23 protein-coding genes are annotated in these 20,034 nt (G+C 59.6%); 9 read left to right on the top strand and 14 right to left on the bottom strand.

Annotated features, from left to right (window positions below):
• Positions 1–50: 50 nt before the first annotated feature.
• Complete coding sequence (locus ATHL_RS16210; protein ID WP_062195953.1) at positions 51–992, bottom strand: hydroxyacid dehydrogenase; 942 nt, start codon at positions 990–992, stop codon at positions 51–53.
• 228 nt (positions 993–1,220) lie between these two features.
• On the opposite strand from ATHL_RS16210, the gene ATHL_RS16205 reads away from it, so the two are divergent.
• From ATHL_RS16205 to ATHL_RS16195, 3 genes are read left to right on the top strand one after another with little or no spacing between them, the layout of a single operon-like run.
• Positions 1,221–1,811: a DUF3109 family protein gene (locus tag ATHL_RS16205; protein WP_062195951.1), complete on the top strand. Its 591-nt coding sequence runs from the start codon at positions 1,221–1,223 to the stop codon at positions 1,809–1,811.
• Positions 1,808–2,725, top strand: a complete 918-nt coding sequence (locus ATHL_RS16200) for a phosphotriesterase family protein (RefSeq protein WP_062195949.1) — start codon at positions 1,808–1,810, stop codon at positions 2,723–2,725. The genes ATHL_RS16205 and ATHL_RS16200 overlap by 4 nt, the downstream gene beginning before the upstream one ends.
• Before the next feature lie 12 nt (positions 2,726–2,737).
• The gene (locus ATHL_RS16195; protein ID WP_062195948.1) at positions 2,738–3,622 is read left to right on the top strand and encodes a DMT family transporter; all 885 of its coding nucleotides are present in this window, start codon (positions 2,738–2,740) and stop codon (positions 3,620–3,622) included.
• A 16-nt stretch (positions 3,623–3,638) separates the two neighbouring features.
• On the opposite strand, the gene ATHL_RS16190 is transcribed toward ATHL_RS16195, so the two are convergent.
• Positions 3,639–4,640 carry an aldo/keto reductase gene (locus tag ATHL_RS16190; RefSeq protein WP_062195946.1) on the bottom strand — a complete coding sequence of 334 codons (1,002 nt, stop codon included), beginning with the start codon at positions 4,638–4,640 and terminating at the stop codon, positions 3,639–3,641.
• A gap of 15 nt (positions 4,641–4,655) precedes the next feature.
• Positions 4,656–4,856 (bottom strand): hypothetical protein, encoded by a 201-nt coding sequence (locus tag ATHL_RS16185; RefSeq protein ID WP_062195944.1) that lies wholly within the window; start codon positions 4,854–4,856, stop codon positions 4,656–4,658.
• Between the two features lie 169 nt (positions 4,857–5,025).
• Here ATHL_RS16185 and pdxR point away from each other — a divergent pair, with 169 nt between their 5' ends.
• Complete coding sequence (gene pdxR, locus ATHL_RS16180; RefSeq protein WP_162787773.1) at positions 5,026–6,510, top strand: MocR-like pyridoxine biosynthesis transcription factor PdxR; 1,485 nt, start codon at positions 5,026–5,028, stop codon at positions 6,508–6,510.
• 11 nt (positions 6,511–6,521) lie between these two features.
• On the opposite strand, the gene gdhA is transcribed toward pdxR, so the two are convergent.
• The 4 genes from gdhA to ATHL_RS19540 all read right to left on the bottom strand — a co-directional run bounded on the left by gdhA (position 6,522) and on the right by ATHL_RS19540 (position 11,366).
• Positions 6,522–7,877 (bottom strand): NADP-specific glutamate dehydrogenase, encoded by a 1,356-nt coding sequence (gdhA, locus tag ATHL_RS16175; RefSeq protein WP_062195938.1) that lies wholly within the window; start codon positions 7,875–7,877, stop codon positions 6,522–6,524.
• Between the two features lie 172 nt (positions 7,878–8,049).
• A complete protein-coding gene (locus ATHL_RS16170; RefSeq protein ID WP_062195936.1) occupies positions 8,050–9,765 on the bottom strand; it encodes a PEP/pyruvate-binding domain-containing protein in 1,716 nt (571 codons plus the stop codon).
• Positions 9,766–9,788: 23 nt separating this feature from the next.
• The gene (locus tag ATHL_RS16165) at positions 9,789–11,078 is read right to left on the bottom strand and encodes a Glu/Leu/Phe/Val family dehydrogenase (RefSeq protein ID WP_062195935.1); all 1,290 of its coding nucleotides are present in this window, start codon (positions 11,076–11,078) and stop codon (positions 9,789–9,791) included.
• 153 nt (positions 11,079–11,231) lie between these two features.
• The gene (locus ATHL_RS19540) at positions 11,232–11,366 is read right to left on the bottom strand and encodes a hypothetical protein (RefSeq protein WP_272897358.1); all 135 of its coding nucleotides are present in this window, start codon (positions 11,364–11,366) and stop codon (positions 11,232–11,234) included.
• Here ATHL_RS19540 and ATHL_RS16160 point away from each other — a divergent pair.
• Positions 11,365–11,718: a SoxR reducing system RseC family protein gene (locus ATHL_RS16160; protein ID WP_062195933.1), complete on the top strand. Its 354-nt coding sequence runs from the start codon at positions 11,365–11,367 to the stop codon at positions 11,716–11,718. The two genes, ATHL_RS19540 and ATHL_RS16160, sit on opposite strands and share 2 nt — an antisense overlap.
• Before the next feature lie 102 nt (positions 11,719–11,820).
• Here the strand turns inward: ATHL_RS16160 and ATHL_RS16155 are convergent, their stop codons facing one another.
• From ATHL_RS16155 to ATHL_RS19010, 7 genes are all read right to left on the bottom strand, one after another.
• Entirely contained in the window at positions 11,821–12,369 is a 549-nt protein-coding gene (locus ATHL_RS16155; RefSeq protein WP_062195931.1) for a 2-oxoacid:acceptor oxidoreductase family protein, read from the bottom strand.
• 12 nt (positions 12,370–12,381) lie between these two features.
• A complete protein-coding gene (locus tag ATHL_RS16150; protein ID WP_062195929.1) occupies positions 12,382–13,164 on the bottom strand; it encodes a thiamine pyrophosphate-dependent enzyme in 783 nt (260 codons plus the stop codon).
• Positions 13,165–13,179: 15 nt separating this feature from the next.
• A complete protein-coding gene (gene vorB / locus ATHL_RS16145; RefSeq protein WP_062195927.1) occupies positions 13,180–14,292 on the bottom strand; it encodes a 3-methyl-2-oxobutanoate dehydrogenase subunit VorB in 1,113 nt (370 codons plus the stop codon).
• Positions 14,293–14,301: 9 nt separating this feature from the next.
• Positions 14,302–14,550 carry a 4Fe-4S dicluster domain-containing protein gene (locus ATHL_RS16140; RefSeq protein WP_062195923.1) on the bottom strand — a complete coding sequence of 83 codons (249 nt, stop codon included), beginning with the start codon at positions 14,548–14,550 and terminating at the stop codon, positions 14,302–14,304.
• Between the two features lie 166 nt (positions 14,551–14,716).
• Positions 14,717–15,025 (bottom strand): protealysin inhibitor emfourin, encoded by a 309-nt coding sequence (locus ATHL_RS16135; protein ID WP_062195921.1) that lies wholly within the window; start codon positions 15,023–15,025, stop codon positions 14,717–14,719.
• A gap of 40 nt (positions 15,026–15,065) precedes the next feature.
• Positions 15,066–16,196 carry a M4 family metallopeptidase gene (locus tag ATHL_RS16130; protein WP_062195919.1) on the bottom strand — a complete coding sequence of 377 codons (1,131 nt, stop codon included), beginning with the start codon at positions 16,194–16,196 and terminating at the stop codon, positions 15,066–15,068.
• Positions 16,197–16,298: 102 nt separating this feature from the next.
• The gene (locus ATHL_RS19010) at positions 16,299–16,505 is read right to left on the bottom strand and encodes a hypothetical protein (protein ID WP_162787772.1); all 207 of its coding nucleotides are present in this window, start codon (positions 16,503–16,505) and stop codon (positions 16,299–16,301) included.
• A gap of 157 nt (positions 16,506–16,662) precedes the next feature.
• Between ATHL_RS19010 and ATHL_RS16125 the strand changes: the two genes are divergently transcribed.
• The 4 genes from ATHL_RS16125 to ATHL_RS16110 all read left to right on the top strand — a co-directional run bounded on the left by ATHL_RS16125 (position 16,663) and on the right by ATHL_RS16110 (position 20,015).
• Positions 16,663–17,493: an SDR family NAD(P)-dependent oxidoreductase gene (locus ATHL_RS16125; protein WP_084001618.1), complete on the top strand. Its 831-nt coding sequence runs from the start codon at positions 16,663–16,665 to the stop codon at positions 17,491–17,493.
• Positions 17,494–17,604: 111 nt separating this feature from the next.
• Positions 17,605–18,495 carry a pyridoxal 5'-phosphate synthase lyase subunit PdxS gene (gene pdxS, locus ATHL_RS16120; RefSeq protein WP_062195916.1) on the top strand — a complete coding sequence of 297 codons (891 nt, stop codon included), beginning with the start codon at positions 17,605–17,607 and terminating at the stop codon, positions 18,493–18,495.
• A 9-nt stretch (positions 18,496–18,504) separates the two neighbouring features.
• Positions 18,505–19,077, top strand: a complete 573-nt coding sequence (gene pdxT / locus ATHL_RS16115; RefSeq protein ID WP_062195915.1) for a pyridoxal 5'-phosphate synthase glutaminase subunit PdxT — start codon at positions 18,505–18,507, stop codon at positions 19,075–19,077.
• A gap of 101 nt (positions 19,078–19,178) precedes the next feature.
• Entirely contained in the window at positions 19,179–20,015 is an 837-nt protein-coding gene (locus ATHL_RS16110; RefSeq protein ID WP_062195913.1) for a hypothetical protein, read from the top strand.
• The last annotated feature ends 19 nt before the right edge of the window (positions 20,016–20,034 follow it).

The raw sequence follows: 20,034 nt of genomic DNA, 5'->3' as shown, positions 1-20,034 counted from the left end.
CTCTCTACAATGAAGATTCAGCCGCCCTTCCAGGCGGCTGTGCGATGGGTTTAGATGACCCGCCAGCGCAAGGGCTCTCCCTTCAGCGCGGCGATGATCTCAGTAGCGATGTCGTACCCGGCGCGCGCCTGAGCCTCCTGGGTCTGTGCCCCAATATGCGGCGTACAGATCACGCGCGGGTGACTCACCAGGGCGGTCACACCGGGGGGTTCGGTGGTGAAAACATCCAGGGCGGCCCCGGCCACCTTGCCCGACTCCAGCGCGGCCAGCAGGGCATCTTCGTCCACAATGCCGCCCCGCGCCGCATCGACCAGGTACACCCCGTCCTTCATCCGGGCGAAGGCATTCGCATCGAGCATATTTTTGGTCTCGTTGGTGAGCGGCAGGTGCAGGGTGATGACATCTGAAAGTTCAAGGAGCTGTTCCCAGCTCACCGGTTCACCGCCGCGTTGGGTAATGGCTTCAGCGGCCTTCAGGCGGTCATAAGCAATGATCCGCATTCCAAACGCGCGCGCCCGGTCAGCCACAGCTGAACCGATGCGCCCAAACCCCACAATGCCAAGCGTCTTCCCGTAGAGCTCGGCCCCTTCCAGCTCTTTCTTCAGCCACTTTCCAGCCTTCATGGCGCTATCGGCACGCGGAATCTCGCGCACCAGGGCCAGCATCAGGCCCAGCGTCAGCTCGGCCACGGTGATGGTGGTGGCCAGCGGTGAATTGACCACACGCACGCCGTGAGCCTTGGCCGCGTTGAGGTCAATGTTATCCACGCCGATGCCGGCCCGCCCCACCACCTTCAACTTCACCCCGGCTTCAAAAACAGCCGGGGTTACTTTGGTGCGGCTGCGCACGATCAGCGCATCGTACTCGCCGATTTCTTTCAGCAATTCGTCGGCGGTGATACCGTTACGGTCGATGACTTCACCGACCTCGCTCAGTACGGCCTTGCCCTTCGCGTCAAGTCCGTCGGTGATGAGAATTTTCCAAGGGGTCATTCTGCATCTTCTCCTGCTGGGAATTGGGTCTTTGAGAGCACACTCAATTTATGATTTTACCTTACATCCGAAAACTTGGGTGCTCTTTCTTCGATTTAATGTCTAGACAAGCAGCACCATTCCCTCACCGGCTGGAGCAGGCCCATGCGCCTCAGCCCCTTTCCAGGGAGCTGACCCAGTCAGCCGTCCCTCAACCCCGGCCCGATTCATGCTAGAATCGAGCCGGTTATGCACACCTCTCGTCGTTTCCCCACCGGCCTGAACCCGCGCATGTTGCGGGCTGAACCCATGCAGCGCTGCCGTCTGCACGAATGCCGCGGCGCCTGCTGCCTGCACGGGGTTTGGGTAGACCTTACTGAACAGGCCGATCTGCTGGCGCACGCAGAACTGATCACCCCCCACCTGCCGCCCGCCCTGCGCGACCCGGCCGCCTGGTTCAGCGGCCCGCAGGAAGCCGATGAATTCTCTCCCAGCGGGTGGGTCATCCACACCACCGTTTTACCCGACCCGGCTCACTACGGTGGAACGGCCTGTATCTTCCTGCGCGATGATTACAAATGCGCCCTTCAGGTGGCCGGTGAGAGCGCCGGCTTTCACCCCTGGCGCTTTAAACCTTTTTACTGCGTGCTTCATCCCCTTGATCTGGACGAAGAGGGACGCATCACCCTCGATGAAACCCAGGCGCTGTTAAGCGAAGAAGGCAGTTGCCTGCGTCCCGCCGCCGAAGCCATCCCGCTGACCGAAACGTTCGCCCCTGAACTGGAATACCTTCTCGGAATTTGCCCCTCGTCTTCTTTAACGGAAAGGAGCACCGTATGAGCGTTCTCTACACCACGTTTGGAGCCCTGGATGCCAGCCGCGTTGGCATGATCCTTCCGCATGAACATATCTTTGTTGACCTGCGCACCCTCGATGCTCCCGGGCACGGGCAGGCGCGCATCGACAACGTTCTGGCGCTCATGGTGCCACAGCTGGCGCGCGCCCGTTCTCTGGGCGTCTCGGTGCTGGTGGAATGCACCCCCGAAGGTGTGGGGCGCCGGGTTGACCTGGTAAAGGCGGTTTCACTGGCCGCAGGCCTGCCGGTGGTAGTGGCAACCGGCATCTATCGTGAACCATGGGTGCCCGACTGGGCCAGAACTGCCCCGGAAGACATTTTGCAGGGCTGGATGCTCGGCGAACTGGAAGTGGGCATCGGGCAAACCGGCGTGCGCGCGGGGTTCATCAAGGTCAGCGCCGGAGATGAAGGCCTGACCGAGATCGAAAAGAAAATCCTGCGGGCGGCCGGGCGTGCCGGGGCCGCCAGTGGCGCGGCCATCGGAAGCCATACCATTCGCGGGCGGGTGGTGCATGACCAGCTGGACATCCTCGAACGCTGCGGATTCGATCCCCACCGCTTCATTTCCATTCACGCCCAGGCTGAGGCCGATTTCTCCCTCAACCTTGAGGTGGCCCGCCGCGGGGCGTGGATTTCTTACGACGGCATTGGCTGGGGCGATGACGATGATCGAACCATCCGGCGTATTCTCGACCTGCTGGATGCCGGTTTTGGCGATCAGATCCTGCTCAGCATGGACCGCGGCTGGTACGACCCCGCCCACCCCGGCGGCGAAAACATTCAACCCTACGATTACCTGAGTGAAATCTTCCTGCCAAAATTACGCGCTGCGGGCGCCGACCCGGGCACCATCCACGCCCTCACTGTGGACAACCCCTTCCGCGCCTTCTCGCGCTGACCCCGCCCCGTGATGCCCACGCTCTTCGCTCTGGTCGCCATCCTGCTGTGGAGCACCCTGGCACTGCTGGGATCACAGCTAACCCATTTGCCGCCCTTCCTCGTGCTGGGAATCGCCCTGGGGGTCAGCGGGCTGGTCAGCTTCTTCTGGCCAAAGGCCTGGCAAATTCCATGGAAGACCCTGGCAGTAGGGGTGGGAGGCATTTTCGGCTATCACTTTCTCTACTTCCGCGCCTTCGCCCTGGCGCCAGCGGTGGAAGCCAATTTAATCAACTACCTCTGGCCACTCCTCATCGTCCTGCTCTCGCCGCTGGTGCTTCCAGGGATGCGCCTGCACTGGCGGCACGCGTGGGGGGCGCTCTTCGGGCTGACAGGCGCAGCGCTCATCATCACCGGCGGGCAGTGGTCGCTCCAGGCTCGCTACCTGCCCGGTTACCTGCTGGCAGGGGCGGCGGCCCTCACCTGGGCGCTGTATTCCCTTCTATCCCGGCGCCTGTCGCCCTTTCCAACCGCTGCGGTGACTGCTTTCTGTGCGGCGGGCAGTCTGCTGGCGCTCGCCTTTCACCTGGCCAGCGGTGGTTCTCTGACCGCACTGGCTACGCTCCCCTTCCACGACTGGCTCCTGCTCCTGCTCGTAGGGACAGGCCCCATGGGCGCGGCCTTCTTTTTCTGGGATGCGGCGCTCAAAAAGGGCGATCCGCGCACCATCGGCGCCCTGGCCTACCTCACCCCGCTCCTCTCCACCCTTAACCTGGCGCTCTGGGCCGGCCAGCGCCTCACCTGGGTGCATGGCGCGGCCCTGGTGCTCATCGTAACCGGGGCGGTGGTGGGTAGCTGGCCTGCACGTCCGAGCCTCTCCAGAGAACCGGCTGCCCGCCAGCCATCCACCCCGCCATAACATCCCCTCCGGGGGCTTACTCCCGGCGGCTGTTCGCAATGCCGTAGGGATAAGGTAATTCCTTCTCGCTCACCCCGTCCAGCAGAGCCATTTCTTCTGCGCCAAGCGTCCAGTCGGTGGCCCCAAGGTTGATCTCCAGATGCCGCAGGGTGCGCGCCCCGATGATAGGCGCGGTGACGCCGGGCTTCTGCAGCAGCCAGCGCAGGGCCACCTGTGCGGGCTCTTTGCCCGTGCGCCGCGAAACTTCCATCAACGCATCGATGACCTTCCAGGTGCGCTCGTTGTTATACTTCTCCCAGGCTTCGCCCCAGTTGTACTTGCCAGCATCTTCAACACGCGTGTTCGGCGGCGGGGCCTGCATCCCCCGCTGGTACTTCCCCGAAAGCCACCCGCCCCGTAGAGGGCTCCATGGGATGATGCCGATCCCCTCGTTCAGGCAAACCGGCACCAGTTCCCATTCCAGCTCACGGTCGAGCAGGTTGTAGAGGGGTTGAAGGCAAACGTAAGGCTCCCAGCCGTGCGCCCGGCTCAGGTCAACCGCCTTCTGAAGCTGCCAGCCCGAGACATTGCTCGCCCCAAGGTAGCGTACCTTACCCGCCTGAACCAGGGTGTTCAACGTACTGAGCGTCTCCTCCAGCGGGGCGGCGCTATCCCAGCCGTGTGTCTGGTACAGATCGATATAATCGGTGCCCAGCCTGCGCAGGCTGGCATCCACCGCGTCCAGGATATGCTTGCGGCTCAAACCCACCTCATTGGGGCCATCTCCCATCGGCCAGCGCACTTTGGTGGCAATGATCCAGTCTGAGCGCTTCTTTCCCTTCAACCACTTCCCGACAATCTCTTCCGAAATACCGCGGCTGTACACATTCGCCGTATCAATAAAATTACCCCCGGCTTCGGCAAAAAGATCCAGCATCTGATAACTCTCGGCCTCGCTGGTTTCGCGCCCGAAAGTCATCGCCCCCAGACAGAGAACACTCACCTTCAAACCGGTCTTTCCAAGAAAACGAAATTCCATGACAACCTCCTTTGATTAACAACCCAACTTATCCGCAGGAATACGCTCTGCGCGCTGACGAAACCACCCTGCCAGCGTCATCAATATCGTACCCCGAATTCGGGGCTCTTTGCACACCTCTTTGCTGTCTTTTTGGCAGCGCAACCGTTCCAGTTCGCGCCGCAATTCAAACTCCCGCTCCCGGGCCAGCCAGGCAAACATCCAGGGACTGATCATGACAACCTCCTTTGGCACACTCACTTGATGCTCTGGAATTGTAGAGGATCAGTGGAACGATTGGTAGTGCCAGAATTAGGCAATTTTATTAATTCCACTTGCCAATTTCAGCCCAAGTGGTATTATGAATATGTCTTTTTTAGCCTTTTCAATCCTTTGCGGAGTTCCCGTGCGTATCCCAATCGACCGCCAGAGTGAAATTCCCCTCTACCGACAAATTGAGGACTACCTGCGCCAGAGCATCCTCTCTGGCAGCCTGCCACCCGGCGCCGCCCTGCCGGCCACACGCGAGCTGGCCCGCCAGCTTGGCGTCAGCCGCATCACCATCCAGAATGCCTACATTAACCTGGAGAGCGATGGGTTAATCGTTGCCCGCGAAGGCAGCGGCACGTTTGTCGCCCCGCCCCTCACCCCTGCCAGTACTCCCCGCTCAGAAGCCGAAGCTCCCTGGCCCCTCTGGCAGCAAGAGGCTTCGAATACATCGGTGTTCTCCAAAGCCATCTATCAGGAACCCATCCCCGATTACCAGAAACTGGGCCCATCCCTGATCCGCTTTACGGGCGTGGGTGACCCCCGGTTTTTCCCGGTGAAAGATTTTCTCAAAGCCATCCAGACCGTCATCCGGCGTGATGGCGTCGAAGCCCTCGATTATGGAGAATTTGGCAGCGGGTATCCTCCCTTACGCCAGACCATCACCCACATCCTCGCCAGTCAGGGGATTCGGGCCTCTCCGAATGAAGTGCTCATCACCTCAGGTTCTCAACAGGGAATTGCTCTCGTCTGCCAGGTGCTCCTGAAGCCCGGCGATACCATTCTCGTCGAAAGCCCCACCTACAACCTGGCGCTGGAGCTGTTCCGTTCGCTGGGGCTTAAAATCCTGGGGGTGCCGGTCGATGAGCACGGGATGAAGGTAGAAACCCTCGAATCTCTCCTGCAAAAATGGCATCCCCGCCTCATCTATACCATTCCCAACTTTCAGAACCCCACCGGGGTTTGCCTGAGCAGTGCGCGCCGCCGCATGCTCCTGGAGCTGGCCCGGTGCTACAACGTGCCCATTCTCGAAGACGATTACGCTGGAGACCTGCGTTATGAAGGGCGTGTCCTGCCGGCCATTAAAGCCCTCGACCAGAGCGGCGATGTCATCTACACGGGGACTTTCTCCAAAATGCTGATGCCGGGGTTACGCCTGGGCTTTCTCATTGCCAGTGGCCCCATCTTTTACCGCCTGCTGAGTGAAAAATGGGTCACCGATTTCACCACATCCACGCTCATCCAGAGGACGCTCGACGAATATGTAAGCCTGGGGCGCTACCAGGCACACCTGAGGCGTTCATGCCGCATTCACTGCACCCGCCGCGATGCCATGCTCAGCGCCATCCGCCGATACCTGCCCCCGGGGGTGCACTTCGATCCCCCGCAGGGGGGGTTGTATCTCTGGTTGCGCCTGCCTGAGGGTTTCTCAACCCTTCAGCTGCTCCCTCTGGCACTTCAGGCCGGGGTTGAGTTTACACCGGGGAGCTGGTTCTTCCCTGACCCCGTAGAAGGCGAACGCTACCTGCGCCTCAATTTTGCCACCCAGCCGCCTGAGCGCATCGAAGAGGGCATCCGGCGGCTGGGTGAGGTCATGCGCCGGGCACAGTCAGCCCGGCGCTGAAGCGATGTCACTCACACAATCCCATAGGCCAGCATGGCTTTGGCCACCTTCAGGAATCCTGCAATATTGGCCCCCATCACGTAGTTCCCCTTGCAACCGTAGGCCTCCGAAGCCTCCAGCGCCGCCCGATGGATGTTGCGCATGATGCCCTGTAATTTCTGGTCAACCTCTTCGCGCGACCACGAAAGCCGCATGGCATTCTGCGCCATCTCCAGCCCCGAAACTGCCACTCCACCCGCATTGGCGGCTTTGCCCGGCCCGTAAAGCACGTGGTTTTCCTGGAAAACGCGCACCGCGTCCAGATTGGAGGGCATGTTGGCACCTTCGGCCACGCAATAACAGCCGTTCTTCACCAGGGCTTCGGCGCTGGGGCCATCAATCTCATTTTCATGGGCTGAGGGGAACGCCACATCCACCTTCAGACCCTGCTCACGCACCACATCCCAGACGCTCTGGTTGGCAAAGTAAGGCACGTTGTATTTTTCGGCATACTCCCGGATGCGTCCCCGCCGATAATTCTTCAATTCAAAAACAAAGCGCAGTTTCTCACCGTCAATGCCGGCCTCGTCCACAATCGTGCCGTCCGAGTCCGAAAGGGTGATGGGGCGAGCTCCCATGTGAAGGAGTTTTTCCACAGTGTACTGTGCCACATTCCCGGAACCACTCACCACGGCGGTCTTCCCGCGCAGATCCAGGTTGCGCGTGGCGAGCATTTCGGCGGCAAAATAGACGGCCCCGTAACCGGTAGCTTCAGGACGAATGAGGCTTCCGCCATATTCCAGCCCTTTTCCGGTGAGCACACTGGTGTTGGCATTGACGATCTTGAGGTAATAGCCGTACAGATATCCAATCTCGCGCTCACCCACACCAATGTCCCCGGCAGGCACATCGGTATCGGGCCCAATATGGCGGTACAGCTCGCGCATGAAAGCCTGGCAGAAGCGCATCACTTCCTGATCCGATTTACCCTTGGGGTTGAAATCAGAACCACCCTTGGCGCCACCCATGGGCAGTGTGGTGAGCGAATTTTTAAAGGTCTGCTCAAACCCCAGGAATTTGATGATCCCAAGATTGACCGACGGATGGAAGCGCAGGCCGCCTTTGTAGGGCCCGATGGCATTGTTGAATTGAACTCGAAAGCCCCGGTTAACCTGCACTTCGCCCCGGTCATCCACCCAGGCAACCCGGAACATGATCACCCGGTCAGGTTCGACAATGCGGTCGTAAATTTTGGCTCTGACAAAATCGGGGTGCTTCTGAGCCGTAGGCTCAAGCGACGTGAGGACTTCCTGCACGGCCTGAAGGAACTCAGGCTGGCCGCTGTCCTTCTCCTTAACTCTGGCGATGACGTCCTGAATCGCGCTCATATTTAGTTTTCCAATCTAGCGGTGGGGATGGATTTTAATTTCGCCAGTTATATCACATTTGGCCAAAAAGTGGTGTAAATTTCTATACTAAACCCGAGTTGAAGAACATAAGCCGGGGCGGGGGTCTGTGCGGCCTGAGTTTCCCCGGCCCTGCTGCCTGCGGGTGGAACCCTCAGGGCTTGAAAATCACCCCGCGTCTGGATCGGCCATTCACCCTCACATCCAGCGGGGCAGGCAAACGCACATGCCTGACAAATTCACCTTCGTAGCAGGCGGGCTGACTTTTGAGCCACTCCCAGTCAACCCGATAGGCCCCGGTATAGGGCATACAAAAATACAAAATGCCCAGGTTGATGATGTTATGAAAATAATGGGAGCCCTGGCTCAATTCAACCCTCACGTTCTCCAGGGTGGCCTCAACGATCACACGCGCCCCGCAAATTTGCCCCCACGTCACCGGAATGCCCAGCCACGGGTCGAGCGTCCCCAGGCGGCCAAAAACGATTAACACGTAGGGACGTTTTTCATCCAGCAAGTGTCGATTCAGCTTCTCCAGCTCATCGGCAATCTGACGGGTATTTTTCAATTCAAACCGTTCTGGAATCACATAAACCACATCTTCAATCTCCCGGGTGATCCCATTCCCCAGAACCGTTTCGGACGCGAGGAAAACGTCCGGCTGATGCATCTCTTCCAGAGAAAGGTTCATTTCGCCGCCCGGGATCATCATGGGGCGCACCTGGAGAAAACCCAGACGGTGCGGGTCGAAGGTCATGGCAAATTCAATCTCTACCGGCCCGTCAAGAACCTGCTCACACCGGGCAAGCAGGTCGCGAATCATCGCATTAAAAGGGATTTCATTCAACACCAGCAGGGGCGCGAAGGTTAACACCCGTGGGCCGCGGGCGCCCATTCCCATCGAAAGCCGCCCGGATTCTATCTCATACGTTGAAACCAGATACTTCAATGCGCCATCCCGCTCGGCGGTCATCAGGTTTTCCAGGCGCATATACTCGGTTTCTTTCACCGGGTTATATTCAGGCGGCTCACCCATGTGGACTACCCAGAATTCATTCTGAGTTTCTTCGAGCATATCCTGCATCGATTTAAACGGCGGCGGCGCCTGAGGAAAAGCAGGCGAATACATCCACACTTTGCCACCATCCACAATTGTCTTTCCCAGCCCCAGCGCCAGGCTCACTACCCCGTCTTCTGGCCGGGCCGGTGAGACGGGATAAAAGTTGAACGAGCGCGCCACTCCTGAAAGCTCCGGATAAAAGCGATCATGATAGCGCTTGCCGACGATCTCCTGAATGATCACCGCCATTTTTTCATCGCCCAGGTGCAGCCCGGTGGCCCGGCAGTAATCCTTGGCAATTTGAAAAAACGTGGAAGCCCACACATACTTGATCGCCTCGACGAGCTTCTGAAACCGCACATCAGGATCGTGCGAGTTGTTGGGGATCATCTTGGTTTTGTACACACCCGCAAACGGCCTGCGGGTGGTATCTTCCATCAGCCCTGAAGAGCGAATCGCCAGGGGAGTCTTCCATTCCTGAATCAGGGCACGCAGTTCGCCCAGCACCTCAAAGGGCAAATCGCCGCGTAAAAAAGCGTAGGCAATGCGCTCATCGGGCAAGTCTGAAAGAGCCACATCCCACAATCGGTTGCGCTGCATAAACGCATCGAAGACGCTCGTGCCCAGCACCGTCATGCGGGGAATGCTGACCACAATTTCATTCATGGAAAGGTCAGCAATCGCCTGTTGAATCGTCAGCAGGCCATGGGCCTTCCCTCCCATTTCCTCAAGTCCATCCAGAAGGGGCTCCTCAGGCCGGTAACCACGCCGCATTGAAATGAGACGAAACGGAGCATCACCATAAATCATCGGCTTTTCCTGGCGAAAAAATGTTAGACCCAGCCGCGCTCGTGACAGGCACGGGCCACGCGATCCACAGCCAGGATGTAGGCCGCATCGCGCAGTGAAAGCCGGTGGCGGTTGGCATACGTACTGACATCGATATACGCCGAGGTCATGTGCGAATCGAGCTTGCTCAATACTTCGTCCTTGCTCCAGAAGTAATTCATGTTCGACTGCACCTGCTCAAAATAACTGCAAACCACGCCTCCCGCATTGGCCAGAATATCGGGGATGATCATCACTCCCCGCTCACGCAAAACCTCATCCACATCCGAATCGGTCGGCCCGTTGGCACCTTCGGCGATGATTTTCACCCGCCGGCTGATCTGCCCCACATTGCCTGCATGGATCTGATGTTCCAGCGCCGCCGGCACGAGGATATCGACATCCTGCGCCAGCCATGCTTCACCCGGCAGGCGCTCATAACCGAGGGCTTCAGCCCTGGCTTTATCCACCTCGCCAAACGGATTGGTGATCGAAGCCAGCTCCTCAAAGTCAATCCCGCCCTTCTTTCGATAGGCGTAGGCCGTGCGGTCAGCATGATCCCAGGTGGAAACACAGGCAATGACTCCGCCCATTTGCTGGTAAAGCTGAGCCGCGTACATTCCGACCATACCAAAGCCCTGAAAACTGGCGCTGGTCTGGTCAATGGCCAGCCCCAGGTCTTTCAGAGCCTCGCGGACGGTGATCATCACCCCGTAGCCGCAGGCTTCCTGGCGTCCTTTCGACCCGGCATGCCCGACGGGCTTTCCGGTGATGAAACCGGGGCTTTTCTGTTGATGAATGGCTTCATATTCATCGAGCATCCACAGCATGTGCTGAGGCCCGGTCATCACATCGGGGCCCAGCACATCCCACGTCGGCCCGGTGAGGTGCGCCACCCTGCGCACGAACCCCCGGCAAATGCGCTCCTGCTCGGCAAAACTTAACGTGTGTGGGTCGCACACCACCCCGCTGCTCGACCCACCCAGCGGCAAATTGGTGACGGCACATTTCCAGGTCATCCACATTCCCAGCGCCCGGATGGTATCAATGGTTTCCTGGGGATGGAAGCGAACTCCACCTTTGGTAGGCCCGAGCACATCATTGTATTGCACCACATACCCGCGGAAAACCCTGGCTTCGCCATCATCCATGAAGACGGGCAAACTGAACTGATATTCCCGCATGGGAATGCGGAGAAAATCGCGCGTGGGTTGATCCAGCCCGAGCAAATCGGCAATGCGGTCGAACTGCTGTTGCGCCATATCAAAAATGTTGTACGGCTTTCTGTTTTCCATAACCAGCTCCGCCCTCATTCAGAGCCAACGGGTAAAACCACCCCGGCTTACCCCTTTAAAAACAACGCAAGAGATGTTAAGATTGTACTGTATTTCTGCAGGCCAGGCATCGGCGGGCAGGCCCGTGCCAGAGTTTTTAAACACAGGCTGGCCTCACGCCCCGTTCACCCGTCCGTTAGCGTATAATCCTTCTGGAACACCGGGCGGAAAAGCAGAGCCAGCCCCTCGCTTTCCGTTGTGCTCCATCCGCTTTCCACCCCCAACCCTCAATGACAGGAAACGAACCATGAACCCTTCTCCTTCTCAACCCGATCGCCCCCGCATGAGCGTCATGCGTGCCATTCTCATCGGTCAACTGGTGGTGAATTTTCCCCTCTTTCTCATCGTGCTTGTTCTTTTTATCCTCAGCGGCATCTTCTTCCCCAACGACCCGTGGATTGCCCTGATAGGGGCAGTCCTTTTAGGGTGGGGATGGTGGTCCATTTCTACCAAACGCTGGCGCGCCTGGGCCATTTCCAAAGGGGTACCCCCGCGTGAACTCACCCGCATGGCCGCCTTCACCGGCCTGGCTCGCCCACGCGATTGGTACATGTACGACCTGGGAAAAGAAGAAGACGAGGACGAACCCCGGCATCCCTGAACCTGCCCCGGCAAAGGAATCAAAAGCCCCTGCCTCAGAAGCAGGGGCACAGGGCGGGGCTGATTCAGGGGAGAAAACCCCGCCCGGAGTGATTTTACGAACCTAACGCACGGTCTCAGCTACAAACTCGGCCCCTTTGCGCAGGCACTGGAAGTTGAGCGGCAACAGGCGGTGGTGCCGCGCCGGCAGGTGCGCCTCCAGCGCCCGTTCCACTGCTTCTACCGGCAGAACGGGCAAATTGACCAGCAGCGCCCCCAGCAGCACCATATTGGTCATACGGCGATCCCCCATTGCTTCGGCAATCTCGTTGCCCGGCACCATCACCGCGCGCAGATCGCCGCGCGCAGGTTTCCGGTTGACCATCGAGGCATTCACCACCAGCACCCCGCCCGGCTGGATCAGCGCTTCGTATTTATCCAGGGATGGCAGGTTCATGGCAATGACCGCCGCCGGGTGCCTGACCAGCGGAGAGCCGATCTCCTCATCGGCAATAATCACCGTACAATTGGCCGTTCCTCCGCGCATCTCGGGCCCGTAAGAGGGAATCCAGGTGACTTCGCGCCCTTCGTCCATCGCGGCGTAGGCCAGCAACTGGCCCGCAAATAACACACCCTGACCGCCAAAACCGGCGATGATGATTTCCGTTTGCATCTGCCGCCTCCTTTACACCTTGAGCTGAGCCACCGAAGGACTGACCCTGTAATCGCCCACCGGATAGTAGGGAATCATCTTCTCGGCCAGCCATTGCAGCGCCTGGTTGGGGCTCATGCCCCAGTTGGTGGGGCAAATGGAAAGCATTTCTACCATCGAAAAGCCCAGCCCCTGGCGCTGAACCTCCAGCGCGGTGCGTACGGCCTTCTTGGCCAGGCGGATGTTCTTCGGGTCGTGCAGACTGCGGCGGACGACGTAAGCCGCTCCCTCCAGGGTGGCCAGCAATTCGCTGGCGCGAATGGGATACCCCGCCAGCTCCACATCACGCCCGTGCGGCGAAGAGGTGGTCTTCTGACCGGGCAGGGTGGTGGGAGCCATCTGGCCACCGGTCATACCGTAATTGGCGTTGTTGATAAAAAACACGGTGATATTCTCACCACGCGCGGCAGCGTGAACGACTTCCGTCATGCCGATGGAGGCCATATCGCCGTCGCCCTGATAGGTGATCACCATGCGGTCGGGGAGCACCCGCTTGACACCCGTGGCCATGGCCGGAGCACGCCCGTGGGGGGCCTGCACCCAGTCAAAATCAAAATAGTTATAGGCAAACACCGAGCATCCCACCGAGGCCACCCCGATGGTGTGTTCACGGAGGCCCATTTCGTCAATCACCTCCGCGATAATTCGATGAGCCACCCCGTGTGTACAGCCGGGACAGTAGTGGGTGGCGCATTCCACCAGCGATCTGGGCCGCTGATAGACAATTTCTTCAGGTACGATCTGTTCGACGACCATCGTTATTCCTCGTAATTAATTGGATCCAGTCAGGCGCTGAAGCCAGCGGTCGCGGGGATGCCCCTCAAAGCTGGCTTCTCCGGCGGCCAGGCGGCGAATCTCACCCAGAATCTCATCCGGGAAGGGCATCACCCCGCCCATCCGCCCGTAGAACTCCACCGGGCGCTTCCCGTTCACCGCCAGGCGCACATCCTCAAGCATCTGTCCGGCGTTCATTTCCACCACCAGGAAAGCCTCGGCGCGCTCACACAGAGCGGCAATCTGCCGGGTGGGGAAGGGACTGAGCGAAATGGGGCGCAGTAACCCCACCGGGATACCTTCAGCACGCGCCTGCCGTACTGCCGAAAGCGCCACCCTCCCCGCTGAACCAAAACCAACCACCACAAAGCGGGCATCTTCCATGAAATACTCGCGGAAGCGCACCTCATTGGCCTGAATTTCCTGCCAGCGGCGCAACAGGCGCAGATTGGCCTCCTCTTCTTTGGGGGGATCAAGGTAAATGGAGGTAAGCACATTGCGTTCACGCCCAGCCGCTCCCGTGGCCGCCCAGGCCGGGAAGGTCTGCCGCACCGGGCGCATGGGGGGCAGTTCCGCCGGCTCCATCATCTGGCCAAGGCTCCCATCCAGAAGCACCACCGCAATGGAGCGGTACTTCTCGGCCAGGTCAAAGGCCAGCACGGTCAGGTCAATGGCCTCCTGGATCGTCGCCGGGGCCAGCACAATGGTGTGGTAATCGCCGTGACCGCCGCCATGCACCATCTGGTTGTAGTCTGACTGGGCGGGGGCAATGTTCCCCAGCCCCGGCCCACCGCGCATCACATCCACCAGCACCGCGGGGACTTCGGTGGCGGCGATGTAGGACAATCCTTCCATCATTAAACTAATACCGGGGCTGGATGAGGATGTCATCACTCTTGCCCCGGTACATGCGGCCCCGTAGACCATGTTGATCGCCCCGAGCTCGCTTTCTGCCTGTACAAAGGCCCTCCCGAGCTCGGGCATACGGTGGGCCATCCATTCCAGAAGCTCCGTCTGGGGGGTAATCGGGTACCCAAAGTAGGCCTGTAATCCGGCACGAATGGCCGCTTCGGCAATGGCTTCATTTCCTTTCAGCAGTTCCCTGGCCATTGGAACCTCCTACGCTCCCACCGCCGCTGTAGAACGGCGAATCACCTGACGATAGACCGTAATCGCCGCTTCCGGGCAAACCACTGCACAAATGCCGCACCCGGTGCAGCCCTCTCCGGCCAGCTCAGCCGGATGATAGCCTTTAGAGGTGATACGCTCGGTGGAGAGCCGCAAGACCTCCTGCGGACAGGCCCCCACACACAGCTCACAGCCTTTACAATACAACTCGCTGATCACCACACGTCCCTGAACGGGCATTCAGATTCCTCCTTAGTTCGAGAAATCGGGCAAAAATGATGCGGATTCCCGCACACCTTCATTATGAACAAAAGAAGAAGGGGAGGATAGTGATAACCCTCCCCTGCAAGGGGGTACATCCTTCATGTCTGACAAATGGGTCTTTCCCCTGCCAGGCGGGGTTGGTTCAGGGTGAACGAAACCGCCGTGCCAGCAGAGATAGCCTGCGCATGAGCGGTTGCAGGCTCTCTGGCATGGCTTCTTCGCTCAACACCACGGTGTGCTTTCGATCACCATGCTCGATCGTCACCAGATATTGAAAGCGATCCACGCCTTCCCCCTCCCGGGCCAGCCGGGGAGGAAGGTCAAAGAATCCCGCCTGTTCGAGGAGGGCTTCCAGTGCCTGCCGTTCTTCCGGGCTGAGGCTGGCCGTGTCAATCACGGCACGCTGCGTGATGCCGGCAAATCCGCCCGTCCGCTCGAAGATAATGATCAACCGAACCCTCCCTTTCCTGCCCCGCGCCTTTCTGCCAGGGTCAGCGAATGCCAAACACTTTGAGCACGCTCTGCAGGCAACCCTGAGGAGTGTCGCCGTCTGAAGATGATCCCACGGTAATTCCCACCCCCGCCCAGCCATGCTTCACTGCCATCTGCTCAAGGCTGTTGACGCCGAAAAGCTCTCCCGCCACCGTATAGGTGAGGTCAGCAGCCTGTTGAAAATTGGTAGTGGAGCGGATGCGGTCGCGGAGAGTCACGTACCAGATGCGCCCGGCCTTCTCCCAGGCAAAGCCGCCGATTTCCATAGCGGTGAGGTAAAAAGCGTGATTGGGAATGCCTGAATTAATGTGCACCCCCCCATTATCACTGGTTGTATTCACGTAACCGCTCATGTGCCCGGGCTGTGGGTCTTTCCCCAGCACCGGATCGTTATACGCCGTGCCGGGTTCTTTCATGGAACGCAAGGCCACCCCCTGGACGTTGGCGGTGAACAGCCCTGCCCCGATGAGCCAGTCGGCCTGATCAACGCTTTGCCCGAGCGCGCGCTGTTTCACCAGCGTACCGAACACATCAGAGAACGATTCATTGAGCGCCCCCGGCTGATTGGAATAGATCAGGTTGCCGGTGAACTGGGTAACGCCGTGGGTCAATTCATGCCCGATAACATCAATTGAAATGGTGAAACGGTTGAAGAGGCGCTGAGCGGGCGGCAGGTCTTCATCGCCATCGCCATAGACCATTTGCTGGCCGTTCCAGAAGGCGTTGTCGTAGCCCTGCTGGTAATGCACGGTTGAATCCAGACGCATCCCGCTGCCATCAATGGAATTGCGCTGATACACATCCCAGTACAGGTCATACGTTGCCCCTGAACCGTCGTAGGCTTCATCGACAGCCGCGTCTCCTGAAGGCGGGGCGCCCTCGGCGCGCACCAGCTGCCCGGGCAGGCTGGAGCCAAAATTGGCGGTGTACACTGCACGCTGGCGCATGGCGACCCCCGGCGCCCGGGGAACTGCGGAAGGCCGCGCGGCCATTTCTAACCGGCTGGCACGGAATTGAGCCGTGAGTGTGGCGGTCACCTCAGCTTTCTGGCGCTGTTCGGGTGTACCATTTTGCGCGATCTGATCGAGCATATACGGTGGGAGAATGCATGAAATGGGATGGCGAGACATAGAGCCCTACTACCTTCCTTAGAAGTCAAAAACGTGAAACGAAAAGCTGGACTATCCTCAGTGTAAATTCATTGATCATTTTAGTCAAGATTGCGGGGTTTTTCACAACCCCTGAACTTTCTCCATCTCCCCTCCTGCTTCCGGCTCGACAAAACCGTGCAGGATGGCTTGATTGTCTGGGGGCCGGGGGCATTCCACCAGGCCTGCACGTTCGAAGATCGCCCGCACCCCCATCAAGCTCCATACCGGTGCCAGCCTTTCGGCCCGGGAATCACCGGGCAGGCATCTACCACCACCCCCTGGCCACAAACAGGCGCCTCCTGCAGATCCATCTCTATGCCCCTGAAGAGGATTGGACACCTGACTTGAGTATAAACCAATCTGCCAGGTTTACTCGCGGCCATCTTCTCCCTGCAAGGCAAACCGGAGTAAAATAAGACCGATCGGTCTGATTTTCAACAGAGGCATGATGAAACGCATTCCATCCTGGCAGGGAAAAACCGCCCTCATCACCGGTGCCTCCAGCGGCATTGGTGAAGCCGCCGCCCGTCTCCTCAGCCGCAAGGGACTGCGGGTGATCCTTACCGCCCGCCGGGTTGACCGGCTCGAAGCCCTGGCGGAAGAAATCATCCATGCCGGTGGTCAGGCAGACGTCAGGCCTGCCGACCTCTCTGTGGAAGAGGAACGTCAGCGCCTGGCAGAGGCGGTGATGGAATCAACCGGTTGCCCGGATGTGCTGGTCAACAACGCCGGGTTCGGCTGGTACGGCTACTATCATGACATGCCCTGGGAAACCGCGCAGAGCATGATCCGCGTCAACATAGAAGCCCCGGCCCACCTCACCCGGCTCTTCCTGCCCGCCATGCTGGCCCGCGGATGGGGCTGTATTCTGAACATTTCCTCGATTGCCGGTAATATGCCCAACCAGGGTGTGGCCGTCTATGCCGCCAGCAAGGCCTTTCTCGATAGCTTCACCACCTCGCTTTACCGTGAAACCCGGGGGAGCGGGGTGCAGGTGTGCAGTATTCGCCCGGGGCCGGTTTCCAGCGAGTTTTTTGAGCAGGCCCTGCGCCACCCCAACGGGCGCGCCGTACCCGCCGAACGTTTCGCTGTGCCGCCGCAGCGGGTGGCGGAGTGTCTCTGGTCAGTGATGAACCACCCGCGCAGGGTAGCTTACGTGCCCCCTATCCTGGCACTCAGCCCCTGGCTGGAGCGGCTCTTTGGCGGGGTTATCGATCTCCTCGGCCCGTTGCTCTTACGCCGTGAAGACCCCACCCGCCATCCTTCCTTTCATTAATAAAATCCTAATCTGCCGCCGTTTCTGGAACCCGGCCACCCGGTTGATCGCCCTCTCCCTGCGTGGTAGAATCAGAATGAAAGATTGACTTAGTTTATGGAGGATTGTTTCATGGACCAGACCATTACCGGAACATTTGCTGTTAAAAAGGGTCTGGCGCAGATGCTCAAAGGCGGCGTGATCATGGATGTGGTAACACCGGAACATGCCCGCATTGCTGAAGACGCCGGTGCTGTGGCCGTGATGGCCCTGGAGCGCGTCCCCGCAGACATCCGCGCTCAGGGCGGCGTGGCACGCATGAGTGACCCCGAGCTGATTCTGAAGATCATGGAGGCGGTCACCATTCCCGTCATGGCCAAATGCCGCATCGGTCACTTTGTTGAGGCACAAATCCTTGAAGCCATCGGGGTAGATTACATTGACGAATCTGAAGTGCTGACCCCGGCTGATGAACAACACCATATCAACAAACACGCCTTTAAAGTGCCTTTTGTGTGCGGGGCGCGCAACCTCGGAGAGGCGCTCCGGCGTATTGGGGAAGGAGCGGCGATGATCCGCACCAAGGGTGAAGCGGGCACAGGAGATGTGGTTGAAGCCGTGCGCCATGCCCGCGCCGTACTCGGTGAAATCCGCCGGTTGCAAACCATGCCCGAAGAAGAGTTAATGGCCTTCGCCAAGGAAATCGGCGCTCCATACGAACTGGTGGTTGAGACGAAGCAGCTCGGACGTCTGCCGGTGGTCAACTTTGCCGCTGGCGGTGTGGCCACCCCGGCCGATGCCGCCCTGATGATGCAGCTCGGGGTAGACGGGGTGTTCGTCGGCTCCGGCATCTTCAAGTCTGGCGACCCCGCTCGCCGGGCGGCCGCCATTGTCAAAGCCGTCACCCACTTCAACGACCCGCAGATTCTGGCCGAGGTAAGCCGCAACCTGGGCGAGCCCATGGTTGGGCGCCAGGTTTCCGCCATTCCGCAGGCCGAGTTGCTCGCCGGGAGGGGGTGGTAGTCGGTATCCATGAGAATAGGCGTCCTAGCATTACAGGGCGATTTCCACGAACACCAGGCCATGCTGGAAAGCCTGGGGGCAGAAGTGGTTCAGGTGCGTCTCCCCCGCCATCTGGAGGGCCTGCAGGGATTGATCATCCCCGGAGGCGAGTCGACCACCATTGGCAAGCTCGCCGTCGATTTCGGCCTCATCGAGCCTCTGCGTGCCTTTGGCAAGGAACACGCCATCTGGGGCACCTGCGCCGGGGCGATCTTCCTTTCTTCCGATGCCCGCCGTGAGCAACCTCTGCTGGGGCTCATGGACATCGTTGTGGCGCGCAACGCCTTTGGCCGCCAGGTGGATAGCTTTGAGGCCGATCTGGATGTACACTTCATGGGCCAGGCCAATCAACGCCCCTTCCGGGCCATCTTCATCCGCGCTCCCATCATCGAGCAGGTCAGAGGAGAGGCGCAGGCGCTGGTCACCCTGCCTGATGGGCGCATCGTGGCGGCGCGGCAGGGACGCTGGCTGGCCACCTCGTTTCACCCGGAGCTTACGGGAGACAACCGGTTTCATCGTTATTTTCTGGAGCTGGCACGATAAACGTTCGATCTTTCGCCTGGCATGATCTGATTACCCTCTATCGGTACCGCCACCGCATCCTCTGCACCGATAGCGCCCTCGCGCTTACCCGCGGCACCCCGGTGGGGGCACTGGCCATCCTCACCCACCTCGACCCCACCCGCGGCATCTTTACGGGGGTCTGTCCGTCGCGCAACGGACGCGCCGCCCTCATCGGGCAGATGATCTACCCCGCCGGTGAACGTTCGGCGCGCATCTCCTTCCTGCTCCCCGCCGACGGGCTGGAGCACCCCAACCTGGCCGATCTCCTCGAGGCTATGTCCGAGACGGCCGGTGGGTGGGGGGCATTCCATTTGCTCATCGAGGTAGAAGAACACAGCCCGGCGCTGGATGCCATCCGCGAGAACGGCTTCAGTGTGTATGCCTGGCAGACCAACTGGCAATTCCTCACCCGGCCCGAAAGCCTCTTCAGTGAGCTCTGGCAACCGGCGTCTGCCACCGATGAAAACGCCGTGCGCAGCCTTTACCAGCTCCTCGTGCCGCCCCTCGTGCAGAGCGCCGAACCCATCCCGCTCCAGCCAGGGCTGCGGCTGGTTTACCACCAAGGGCACGAGCTGGTAGCCTATGCCGATGCCGTCTTCGGCCCACAGGGCATCTACCTGCAACCGGTGATTCATCCCGCCGTGGAAAACCTCGACGAAGTCCTCGGCGGCTTGCTGGCACGTCAGCCTCTCCAGCCGCAGCGGCCAGTATACATTGCCGCGCGTTCGTATCAGGCGTGGCTCGAACCCTCTCTTCACCGCCTGCAGGGGCGGGCCTCCTCGCGCCGGGCGCTTCTGGTGCGGCACCTGGCCGTGGCACAGCGTGCGGCTTTGCTTGCCCGCCAATCCGGGAGAGAGTTGTATAATCCTGAGGTAACTGTTCCTCTCGTTCAACATTCGACCATTCACGATAATTAATGAAAGTGGATTGAAGGTA

Source organism: Anaerolinea thermolimosa (genome assembly GCF_001050195.2).
Lineage (GTDB): Bacteria > Chloroflexota > Anaerolineae > Anaerolineales > Anaerolineaceae > Anaerolinea > Anaerolinea thermolimosa.
Note: the sequence above shows the minus strand (reverse complement) of the source record. Positions and strands in the feature narration are given on the sequence as shown.

Excerpts from the sequence above, each read along its gene's own strand:
- ATHL_RS16210 (WP_062195953.1), bottom strand. The coding sequence starts at position 992 with ATGACCCCTTGGAAAATTCTCATCACCGACGGACTTGACGCGAAGGGC.
- ATHL_RS16205 (WP_062195951.1), top strand. The coding sequence starts at position 1,221 with ATGCACACCTCTCGTCGTTTCCCCACCGGCCTGAACCCGCGCATGTTG.
- ATHL_RS16200 (WP_062195949.1), top strand. The coding sequence starts at position 1,808 with ATGAGCGTTCTCTACACCACGTTTGGAGCCCTGGATGCCAGCCGCGTT.
- ATHL_RS16195 (WP_062195948.1), top strand. The coding sequence starts at position 2,738 with ATGCCCACGCTCTTCGCTCTGGTCGCCATCCTGCTGTGGAGCACCCTG.
- ATHL_RS16190 (WP_062195946.1), bottom strand. The coding sequence starts at position 4,640 with ATGGAATTTCGTTTTCTTGGAAAGACCGGTTTGAAGGTGAGTGTTCTC.
- ATHL_RS16185 (WP_062195944.1), bottom strand. The coding sequence starts at position 4,856 with ATGATCAGTCCCTGGATGTTTGCCTGGCTGGCCCGGGAGCGGGAGTTT.
- gdhA (WP_062195938.1), bottom strand. The coding sequence starts at position 7,877 with ATGAGCGCGATTCAGGACGTCATCGCCAGAGTTAAGGAGAAGGACAGC.
- ATHL_RS16170 (WP_062195936.1), bottom strand. The coding sequence starts at position 9,765 with ATGATTTATGGTGATGCTCCGTTTCGTCTCATTTCAATGCGGCGTGGT.
- ATHL_RS16165 (WP_062195935.1), bottom strand. The coding sequence starts at position 11,078 with ATGGAAAACAGAAAGCCGTACAACATTTTTGATATGGCGCAACAGCAG.
- ATHL_RS16160 (WP_062195933.1), top strand. The coding sequence starts at position 11,365 with ATGAACCCTTCTCCTTCTCAACCCGATCGCCCCCGCATGAGCGTCATG.
- ATHL_RS19540 (WP_272897358.1), bottom strand. The coding sequence starts at position 11,366 with ATGGTTCGTTTCCTGTCATTGAGGGTTGGGGGTGGAAAGCGGATGGAG.
- ATHL_RS16155 (WP_062195931.1), bottom strand. The coding sequence starts at position 12,369 with ATGCAAACGGAAATCATCATCGCCGGTTTTGGCGGTCAGGGTGTGTTA.
- ATHL_RS16150 (WP_062195929.1), bottom strand. The coding sequence starts at position 13,164 with ATGGTCGTCGAACAGATCGTACCTGAAGAAATTGTCTATCAGCGGCCC.
- vorB (WP_062195927.1), bottom strand. The coding sequence starts at position 14,292 with ATGGCCAGGGAACTGCTGAAAGGAAATGAAGCCATTGCCGAAGCGGCC.
- ATHL_RS16140 (WP_062195923.1), bottom strand. The coding sequence starts at position 14,550 with ATGCCCGTTCAGGGACGTGTGGTGATCAGCGAGTTGTATTGTAAAGGC.
- ATHL_RS16130 (WP_062195919.1), bottom strand. The coding sequence starts at position 16,196 with ATGTCTCGCCATCCCATTTCATGCATTCTCCCACCGTATATGCTCGAT.
- ATHL_RS16125 (WP_084001618.1), top strand. The coding sequence starts at position 16,663 with ATGATGAAACGCATTCCATCCTGGCAGGGAAAAACCGCCCTCATCACC.
- pdxS (WP_062195916.1), top strand. The coding sequence starts at position 17,605 with ATGGACCAGACCATTACCGGAACATTTGCTGTTAAAAAGGGTCTGGCG.
- pdxT (WP_062195915.1), top strand. The coding sequence starts at position 18,505 with ATGAGAATAGGCGTCCTAGCATTACAGGGCGATTTCCACGAACACCAG.